General features: G+C 72.9%; 9 protein-coding genes. 5 read left to right on the top strand and 4 right to left on the bottom strand.

Annotation, left to right across the window (positions count from 1 at the left end; translation table 11 throughout):
• Nucleotides 1-944: NAD(+) diphosphatase (gene nudC, locus E1258_RS27340; RefSeq protein ID WP_132406185.1), on the top strand; the 944-nt coding region annotated here is incomplete at its 5' end.
• A gap of 106 nt (nt 945-1,050) precedes the next feature.
• Here nudC and E1258_RS27335 read toward each other — a convergent pair.
• From E1258_RS27335 to E1258_RS27325, 3 genes are all read right to left on the bottom strand, one after another.
• Nucleotides 1,051-1,296, bottom strand: a complete 246-nt coding sequence (locus tag E1258_RS27335; protein WP_132406183.1) for a hypothetical protein — start codon at nt 1,294-1,296, stop codon at nt 1,051-1,053.
• Between the two features lie 218 nt (nt 1,297-1,514).
• A complete protein-coding gene (locus E1258_RS27330; RefSeq protein WP_007072838.1) occupies nt 1,515-1,754 on the bottom strand; it encodes a DUF397 domain-containing protein in 240 nt (79 codons plus the stop codon).
• Nucleotides 1,755-1,825: 71 nt separating this feature from the next.
• Entirely contained in the window at nt 1,826-2,803 is a 978-nt protein-coding gene (locus E1258_RS27325; RefSeq protein ID WP_132406181.1) for a helix-turn-helix transcriptional regulator, read from the bottom strand.
• A gap of 158 nt (nt 2,804-2,961) precedes the next feature.
• Between E1258_RS27325 and E1258_RS27320 the strand changes: the two genes are divergently transcribed.
• A complete protein-coding gene (locus E1258_RS27320) occupies nt 2,962-4,227 on the top strand; it encodes an MFS transporter (protein ID WP_132406179.1) in 1,266 nt (421 codons plus the stop codon).
• A gap of 61 nt (nt 4,228-4,288) precedes the next feature.
• Here E1258_RS27320 and E1258_RS27315 read toward each other — a convergent pair whose 3' ends face one another.
• Nucleotides 4,289-4,531: a mycoredoxin gene (locus E1258_RS27315; RefSeq protein ID WP_132406177.1), complete on the bottom strand. Its 243-nt coding sequence runs from the start codon at nt 4,529-4,531 to the stop codon at nt 4,289-4,291.
• A gap of 88 nt (nt 4,532-4,619) precedes the next feature.
• Here E1258_RS27315 and E1258_RS27310 point away from each other — a divergent pair, with 88 nt between their 5' ends.
• From E1258_RS27310 to E1258_RS27300, 3 genes are all read left to right on the top strand, one after another.
• Nucleotides 4,620-6,779 (top strand): ATP-dependent DNA helicase UvrD2, encoded by a 2,160-nt coding sequence (locus tag E1258_RS27310; protein ID WP_132406175.1) that lies wholly within the window; start codon nt 4,620-4,622, stop codon nt 6,777-6,779.
• Between the two features lie 124 nt (nt 6,780-6,903).
• The gene (locus E1258_RS27305; RefSeq protein ID WP_132406173.1) at nt 6,904-7,158 is read left to right on the top strand and encodes a hypothetical protein; all 255 of its coding nucleotides are present in this window, start codon (nt 6,904-6,906) and stop codon (nt 7,156-7,158) included.
• 132 nt (nt 7,159-7,290) lie between these two features.
• A complete protein-coding gene (locus E1258_RS27300) occupies nt 7,291-7,656 on the top strand; it encodes a WhiB family transcriptional regulator (RefSeq protein ID WP_132406171.1) in 366 nt (121 codons plus the stop codon).
• The last annotated feature ends 287 nt before the right edge of the window (nt 7,657-7,943 follow it).

The following is a 7,943-nucleotide window of genomic DNA, read 5'->3' as shown; positions in this document are numbered from 1 at the left end:
GCGGGGAGGCCGTCCCGCCGCTGGCCCGATCCACCCTCGACCGGGCCGCGCACCGCCGCGCCGACCCGCAGTGGCTGGCCGAGGCGTGGGAGCGGGCCCGGGTCCTGGTGCTCGACTCCGCCGACGACGGCCGGGCCCTGGTCCGTGCCGACGCGTCCCCGCCGGAGCTGGTGCTGGTCGGCCCCGGTGAGCTGCCCGGGGTGCCCCGCTCGATCCCGATGTTCCTCGGTGTCGAGCCCGACGGTGTGCCCGTGTTCGCGGTGGACAGCCCGCTGCCCGAGCTGCCCGGCACCCGCGCGGCGCACCTGCGGGAGGTCGGGCACCTGCTGGTGGACCGGGACGCCGGCATCTTCACCACCGCGCTGGCGCTCACCAACTGGCACGCCGGGCACGGCTACTCCCCGGCCACCGGCCACCCGACACGGGTGGACGAGGCCGGTTGGTCCCGGATCGACCCGGACGGCGGCCGGGTCTGGCCGCGTACCGACCCGGCGATGATCGTGCTGGTGCACGACGGGGCGGCGGGGCAGGACGGCGGCTGTCTGCTCGGCAGCAACGCGGCCTGGCCGCGCAGCAGGGGCCGTTGCCGTTACTCCTGCCTCGCCGGGTTCGTCGAGCCCGGCGAGTCGGCCGAGGCCGCCGTGGTGCGCGAGGTCCGCGAGGAGGTCGGCGTGGCGGTCGAGGAGATCGCGTACGCGGGCAGCCAGTCCTGGCCGTTCCCCGGCTCTCTGATGCTCGGCTTCCTCGCGGTGGCCGACCCGGGGTCGCCGGTGCAGGTCAACCCGGCCGAGATCGCGCACGCCCGCTGGTTCACCCGCCGCGAGATCGGCGCGACGCTGGCCGGGCGGCCGGTGTCCGTGGGCGATGGCGAGCACCTGCTCCTGCCCCCGCCGTCGTCGATCGCGCTCTTCCTGATCCACCGTTGGCTCGACGGCCACTGCTGACCGGCGGACTGCTGACCGGCGGGGGGCCGACGGTCAGGCCTGCGGGTCAGCCAACCGTCACGCCCTGCCGCAGTCGTCGCGGAGCGTGAGCGACGCGGTGCCGGGCTCAGGAGGGGGCGGGGCCCTCGAGCGGCAGGACCTTGACCCGCTGCTTGCCGCGGCGGACCGCGCCCACCGTGGACAGGGCCCGGGCCAGCAGCAGGGCGGCCTCCCGGTCCTCGGCGTGCACCACCTGGCGGCGCGGTTCGGGGGAGACGGTCTCGTCGCGCACCCGGCCACCCGTGGCCCAGGCGATCGCGATGTCGACGTCAGCGGCGGCGCGGATCTCGGTGCGAACGATCAGGAACCGCATGGTGGTCTCCGGATACGACGGTGACGGGCGGCAATCGGTGGAAGTTCCACGTCACTCTGTCGACAGATGCTACGACCGACCAGCGTCCCAGCAAATGGAACGGGACGATCGGTGTGGCGTATCCCCCGATCGGATGACGCCCGTCGCGCTCGGCCGGCGGGCCGGACGCGGGTCGGGACCGCCGGCTTCCGTCGACGGTCCCGACCCGGGCGGGGCGATCAGCTCAGGTCGAACTGCCCGCTCTTCGTGCCGGCTATGAAGCCCGCCCAGCCGGCGCCGTCGAAGAGCAGCACCGGGCCGCCACGGTCCTTGCTGTCCCGCAGCGCCACGGCCGCCGGGCCGCCGCGCAGCGGGGCCACCTCCACGCAGTTGGAGGTCTGGCTGCGGGTGCTGGTCCGCCACGGGGCACCGGCCAGCTGTCGGGCGAGGGCGGACGGCGTGTTGGGGATCTCGTTCATGGTCTGCTCCTGATTGGACTGCTCCGATGGAACGAGTGGTGCCGGGTGCCCGGGAGCGGCCCTCGACGGGGTCACCGATCCGTCAGGCGTCCGGAGTGCCGGCGGCGTTGGGTCGGCGTCGTTGCCGACCCGTGGGTCGCCGTGGACGGCCCTGCCGTCTCGGTCAGCCGCCCCGCGGCCTCGAAGAGCCAGGAGATGGTGTCCGATGCGGAGAGCGCCGCCGAGCGCAACCACTCGAAAGCCACTTTATAGGCATTTAGGGTGCTTGCCTCGGTTGACATGGCGTTGGTGAACCCACCTTCTATCGCCAGCGTCTCCGGGTCGAGCGGGTCGGCGAACCGGTAGATCGAGAACGCCGTCGGTGGGAGGTACCAGTCGCCGATCTTGGTGTCCCGTGGCAGCACGTGCAGGGTGACGTGCGGCAGCATGGCCAGGTTGCAGAGCCGGCTGAGCTGCTCCCGCAGCACCTCCGGCGGGCCGGCCCGCCGCCCCAGCGCCGCCTCTTCCAGCACCGCCGTGTAGCGCGGCGCGTCGGCGCGGCTCAACAGCGACTGCCGGGCCACCCGGGCGGCCACCTCGTTGTCCGGTGTCTCGCCGTGCTCCGAGTCGCCGGCGCCGGACTCGACCTGGTGAGCGGAGACGATCCGCAGCCGGGCGTACCCGGTGGTCTGTAGCAGCCCCGGCACCAGGACCGGGTTGTACTCCAGGATCTCCGCGCAGCCCGCCTCCAGTTCGGCGAAGCTGCGCTGCTGCGGGGTCATCACCGGGTACTTGCGCAGCCAGCCCCGCATGTCGCCGGCCTCGCCGGTGATGCCGAGCAGCTCCTCGCGTTGCGCGTCGGTCACCCCGTAGAGGTCGAGCAGGGCGGCGACGTCGTCCGGGTCAGGTCGGCTGCGACCGTTCTCCAGGCGGGACAGTTTCGACGCGGACGCCCACCCGATCCGCGCGATGACCTGGTCGCCGGTGAGGCCGGCGGCCTCGCGCAGCTTGCGCAGCTCAAGGCCCAACCTGCGGCGGCGCAGCACTGGGCTCAGTCCGGTAGGAGGCACGGTGTCCTCATCTCCGTCGACCGTCGCGAGACGCGACGGTAACTGTATGAAATTCGCCCCCCACGGTCAGTATGGACGGCGCGACCGACGTCGGAAGTCTTCGACAGGCGCGTTTCTTGCAGAAACCCCCCACCACCGCCCCGAGAAGAGGAAACCCGATGCGCACCGTCCTGGGCCGCCCCGACTTCCGACTGCTGTTCGGCGCGCTGCTAACCAGCATGGCCGCGGAGTCGATCCTGCTGCTCGCCCTCGCGATCTGGGTAAAGGACCTGACCGGCTCCGACGGACTGGCCGGCGCGACGATCTTCGCGATCATCGCGCCGATGGTCCTCGCGCCGCTCATCGGCTGGGCGGTCGACCGGCACCCCCGGCGGCCCTTCTTCGTCGCCGCGAACCTCACCACCGCAGCCCTGCTCACGCCGCTGTTCACGGTCTCCGAGGCCGGCGACGTCTGGGTCATCTACGTGGTGGCGGGCCTCTACGGGTTGTCGTACCTGACGCTGAGCGCGGCGCTGGCCGGGCTGATCCGACATATGGTCCCGGTCGAACTGCTCGCCGACGCCAACGGCGCGCTACAGACCGTGCGGCAGGGACTGCGGCTGGTCGGGCCGCTGGCCGGGGCCGCGCTCTACGCCGCAGTCGGCGGCTGGCTGCTCACCGGGCTGGCGATGGTCGGGTTCATCACGGCCGCCGCCGTGGTCGCCCTGCTGCGCACGCCCGAGGCGGCGCCGGGCGGCGGTGGGTCGCGCTGGACGGCGGAGCTGGGGGCCGGGCTGCGGCACCTGGCCAGCGAGCCGGCGCTGCGCCGCGCCCTGCTCGGCTACGGCCTCGGCTCGCTGGTGATGGGCTTCACCGAGTCGCTGATCTTCGCGTACGTCGACCAGGGCCTGCGCCGCGACGCCGCGTTCGTCGGCGTGCTGGTCACCGTGCAGGGCCTCGGCGGGTTGGTCGGCGGCCTGTTCTCCGCTGCCCTGGTGCGCCGCGCCGGTGAGGTCGGCGCGTTGGCCACCGGAGTGACCCTCTTCGGCCCGGCCGCCCTGGCCCTGGCCTATCCGAGCGTGTGGCTCGGGTTCGCCGCGCTGCTGCTGGCCGGGCTCTCGCTCCCGCTGATCACGGTGGGGCTGAACACCCTCATCCAACGGCGCACCCCGGCGGGCCTGCTGGGCCGGGTGGTCGCGGCGTCGGAGGCGCTGGTCAGCGGCCCACAGGCGATCTCGATCGGGGCCGGCGCGCTGCTCGTCGGCGTGTTCGACTACCGGCTGCTGTTCGTGCTGGTCGGCGTGGTCACCACCGCGGCTGGTGCCTTCCTCTGGCGGGGCCGCCAACTCTCCGCGCCGACCGTATCCGCTGTGCCCCACATCCCGCTGCAACGCCGGGCGGCGGAATCCGAGCCCGAGCAGCGCGTGGCCCACCCCACCCGCTGACACGCCGAACACGGTGGCCGCCCAGAACGGGCGGCCACCGTCGCGTGACGCGCGTGGCCGGTCAGCCCGGCAGACCGGCGAGGTGCTGCTTGACCTGGGTGATCGACGGGTTGGTGAGCGCGCTGCCGTCGGCGAAGCGCAGGGTCGGCACGGTCTGGTTGCCGCCGTTGACGCTCATCACGAACTCGGCCGCCTTCGGGTCCTGCTCGATGTCGACCACCCGGTAGGTGATGCCCTCCCGGTCGAGCTGCGACTTGAGCCGATGGCAGTAGCCGCACCACGTGGTCGAGTACATCGTCAACATGATCGCGTCCTCCAAGGTCCGTTCTGCCCGTCCCGTCAGGCCAGGCTAGTCGCTGCAACATCCGGGGGAGCTGAGATGATTCCTCGCTGTGGGGGTTCACTCAGGCTCGGAACGGGTGCTCGCCGGGCTGGACCCGGAGCAGCGCGCCGCGGTGACCGCCCCGGCGGGCCCGGTCTGCATCCTGGCCGGCGCCGGCACCGGCAAGACCCGGGCGGTCACCTCCCGGATCGCCCACCGGGTCCTGACCGGCGAGGTGTCCGGCCGGCACGTGCTCGCGGTCACCTTCACCGCCCGCGCCGCCGCCGAGCTGCGGGCCCGGCTCACCGCGCTCGGCGTGTCCGGTGTGCAGGCCCGAACATTCCACGCGGCGGCGCTGCGGCAGGTGCGGTACTTCGCGCCCCGGCTGCTCGCCGGGCGGGCGATGCCGGAGCTGCTGGACAGCAAGGCTCGGCTGGTCACCCTCGCCGCCGCCCGGGTCGGCCTGCGCGCCGACCGGGCCGCCGCCCGGGACCTGGCCGGCGAGATCGAATGGGCCAAGTCGTCCCTGGTGGAGCCGGGGGAGTACGTGGTCGCCGCCGCGAAGGCGCTGCGCGACACGCCGCACGAACCGGCGAAGGTGGCCGAGGTCTTCGTCGCGTACGAGAAGCTCAAGCGGGCCAACGGTGTGATCGACTTCGAAGACATGCTGCGTGCCGCCGTCTGGGGCATCGAGGAGCACCCGGACGTGGCCGAGCAGGTCCGGGGCCAGTACCGGCACTTCGTGGTCGACGAGTACCAGGACGTCAACCCGTTGCAGCAGCGGCTGCTGGAGGCGTGGCTCGGCGGCCGGGACGACCTCACCGTGGTCGGCGACGCCAGCCAGACCATCTACTCGTTCACCGGGGCCACCTCGACGTACCTGGTCGACTTTCCCCGCCGCCACCAGGGTGCGACGGTGCTTCGGCTGGTCCGGGACTACCGCTCCACCCCGCAGGTCGTCGGGCTGGCCAACGCGGTGATCTCCCAGGCCCGGGGAACCGAGGCGCGGCTGCGGCTGGAGCTGCGCGGGCAGCGCCCACCGGGCCCCGAGCCGGACCTGCGGATCTTCACCGACGAGCCGGCCGAGGCCGCCGCCGTGGCGACCCGCTGCCGGGCCCTGGTCGACGCCGGCACCCCGGCCCGGGAGATCGCCGTGCTGTTTCGCACCAACGCGCAGTCCGAGGCGTACGAGAAGGCGCTCACCGGGGCCGAGGTGCCGTACGTGGTGCAGGGCGCCGAGCGGTTCTTCGAGCGGGCCGAGGTGCGCCAGGCGATGGTGGCGCTGCGGGCCGCCACCCGCTCGATTCCCGGCGAGACACCGCTGCGCGACGCCGTGGTGGAGGGGCTGTCGGCCGTCGGCTGGGCCCCCGACGCCGCCCCGGCCGGCGGCGCGGCCCGGGAACGCTGGGAGGCGTTGGCGGCCCTGGTCGGGCTCGCCGACGAGTACGCGGCCACCCCGCCCGTGCTGCCGATCGGCGAGGCCGCCGCTGTGCAGCGCCTCGTGACGCTAACGGACTTCAACGACGAGCTGGCCCGCCGCGCCGCCCAGCAGCACGTGCCGACCGTCGAGGGGGTGACCCTGGCGTCCCTGCACTCCGCGAAGGGCCTGGAGTGGGACGCCGTCTTTCTGGTAGGGCTCTCCGAGGGCACCCTGCCCACCACGTACGCGCGGACCGCCGAGCAGGTCGAGGAGGAGCGAAGGCTGCTCTACGTCGGCATCACCCGGGCCCGGGAGTGGCTGTGGCTGTCGTACGCGGTGGCCCGCTCGCCGGGCGGCCGGGCCCGGCGGCCGTCGCGGTTCTTGCCCCAGCTCGACCGCTCCGGCGGCGCAACGGAGCGGGCCGCCGCGGCGCCCAAGCGGGCCGAGCGCCGCCGCAACCAGGTGATCTCCTGCCGGATCTGCGGCGCGACGCTGCTCGCTGGCCCGGACCGCAAGCTCGGCCGCTGCCCGACCTGCCCCTCCGACATCGACGAGGAGCTCTACGAGCGGTTGCGCGACTGGCGGGCCCGGGTGGCCGCCGCGCAGAAGGTCCCCGCGTACGTGGTCTTCACCGATGCCACCATCACCGCGCTGGCCGAGCGGCGGCCCGGCCGGCGCGAGGAACTGATCGCGATCGCCGGCATCGGCCCCCGCAAGATCGGCCTGTACGGCGAACCGGTACTGGCCCTCGTGGACGGTGCCGCGGTCGACGACGTCTGCCGTGAGAAAACTTTGGAAACCGATCCGTAAATTCGTTTGCCCTTGCCCTGTGACGAGGAATAGCCTCAGGGCGCACCTCGCGAGCAGCGCCATTCCGGCTGCTCACGGGGGTGGATACCAGTCGACTTCGAGGCACGTCAGGGAGGTGGCACCAATGGAGATCTACACCAACGAGCGTCCGCTGGCGCTGCCTGCTGCCGTCGCTCCGCTTTCGGCCGTCCGGGTGGCCCTCGCCGCTCGGCCGTCGGCTCCGCAGGTGCACCAGGTCCGGGTTCAGGCCGAGCTGAAACTGACCGTCGCGCCGCTCACCGGAGCCGAGGGGACCAGTGGCTTCACGGGCATGGGCATCGACGTCGCCGAGCAGCGCACGGATGTCCGCGGCGTTCCACCTCGAGGTAGACCGGTCTGATCACCAGACCGACCGGCTCACCTCGAGGCCGCGGAACCCGCTACCGGGATCCGCGGCCTCAGTTTTTTGCCCCGCCGAAGTACGTCGGAAATCCGATCCACGAGATCGAAGTGAGAGAGAGGTGACCGGGAGATGAGTCTGGCGTTAGCCCCCGTCGACCTGAGCGTCGAACTGGAGGCGAACCTGCCCTGCCGGAAGGTCGACCCCGACCTGTGGTTCTCCGACTCGCCCACCGAGCTCGAGCTGGCCAAGTCGCTCTGCGGGGACTGCCCGCTGCGCGTCGAGTGCCTTGCCGGCGCGGTCGAGCGGGCCGAGCCCTGGGGTGTCTGGGGCGGCGAGATCTTCGAGCGTGGCGCGGTCGTCCCGCGCAAGCGGCCCCGGGGCCGCCCGCGCAAGGAGGACGTCGCGCGTGACGCCGCGTTGAAGGTCGAGGCCGAGGCGCGCCTGGCGGCCAATGGGCTGTCCGCGTCGCGTCACGCCGTCCGGTTGGCTGCCTGACACACCCGATCCGCACCATCCCGCCGGTGCCACACCGGCCCGAGAGAGAGCCGAAACCCATGCTGCTGCACATGCCCCACGGAGCCGTCGAGATGCAACTACTCCACGAAGCGTTGTCCCGGGCCCGAATGCCCCGGCCTCAGGCCGGTCGCACCACCACGAGCACTGAGGCAACCCGTACCGCCCGTACCGTCGCGATGAGCAGCCGTACCCGGTCGGCACGCGACCTGGGCGTCCTCTAACCGATCATCACACGCGCGGGGGCGGATCGGCCGGCCGGCCGATCC

The organism is Micromonospora sp. KC207, from assembly GCF_004348615.1.
Lineage (GTDB): Bacteria > Actinomycetota > Actinomycetes > Mycobacteriales > Micromonosporaceae > Micromonospora.
Note: the sequence above shows the minus strand (reverse complement) of the source record. Positions and strands in the feature narration are given on the sequence as shown.

What these genes read in the sequence shown, in the direction of transcription:
- E1258_RS27335 (WP_132406183.1), bottom strand. Translation starts at nt 1,296, where the DNA reads ATGCGGTTCCTGATCGTTCGCACCGAGATCCGCGCCGCCGCTGACGTC.
- E1258_RS27305 (WP_132406173.1), top strand. Translation starts at nt 6,904, where the DNA reads ATGGAGATCTACACCAACGAGCGTCCGCTGGCGCTGCCTGCTGCCGTC.
- E1258_RS27320 (WP_132406179.1), top strand. Translation starts at nt 2,962, where the DNA reads ATGCGCACCGTCCTGGGCCGCCCCGACTTCCGACTGCTGTTCGGCGCG.
- E1258_RS27330 (WP_007072838.1), bottom strand. Translation starts at nt 1,754, where the DNA reads ATGAACGAGATCCCCAACACGCCGTCCGCCCTCGCCCGACAGCTGGCC.
- E1258_RS27300 (WP_132406171.1), top strand. Translation starts at nt 7,291, where the DNA reads ATGAGTCTGGCGTTAGCCCCCGTCGACCTGAGCGTCGAACTGGAGGCG.
- E1258_RS27315 (WP_132406177.1), bottom strand. Translation starts at nt 4,531, where the DNA reads ATGTTGACGATGTACTCGACCACGTGGTGCGGCTACTGCCATCGGCTC.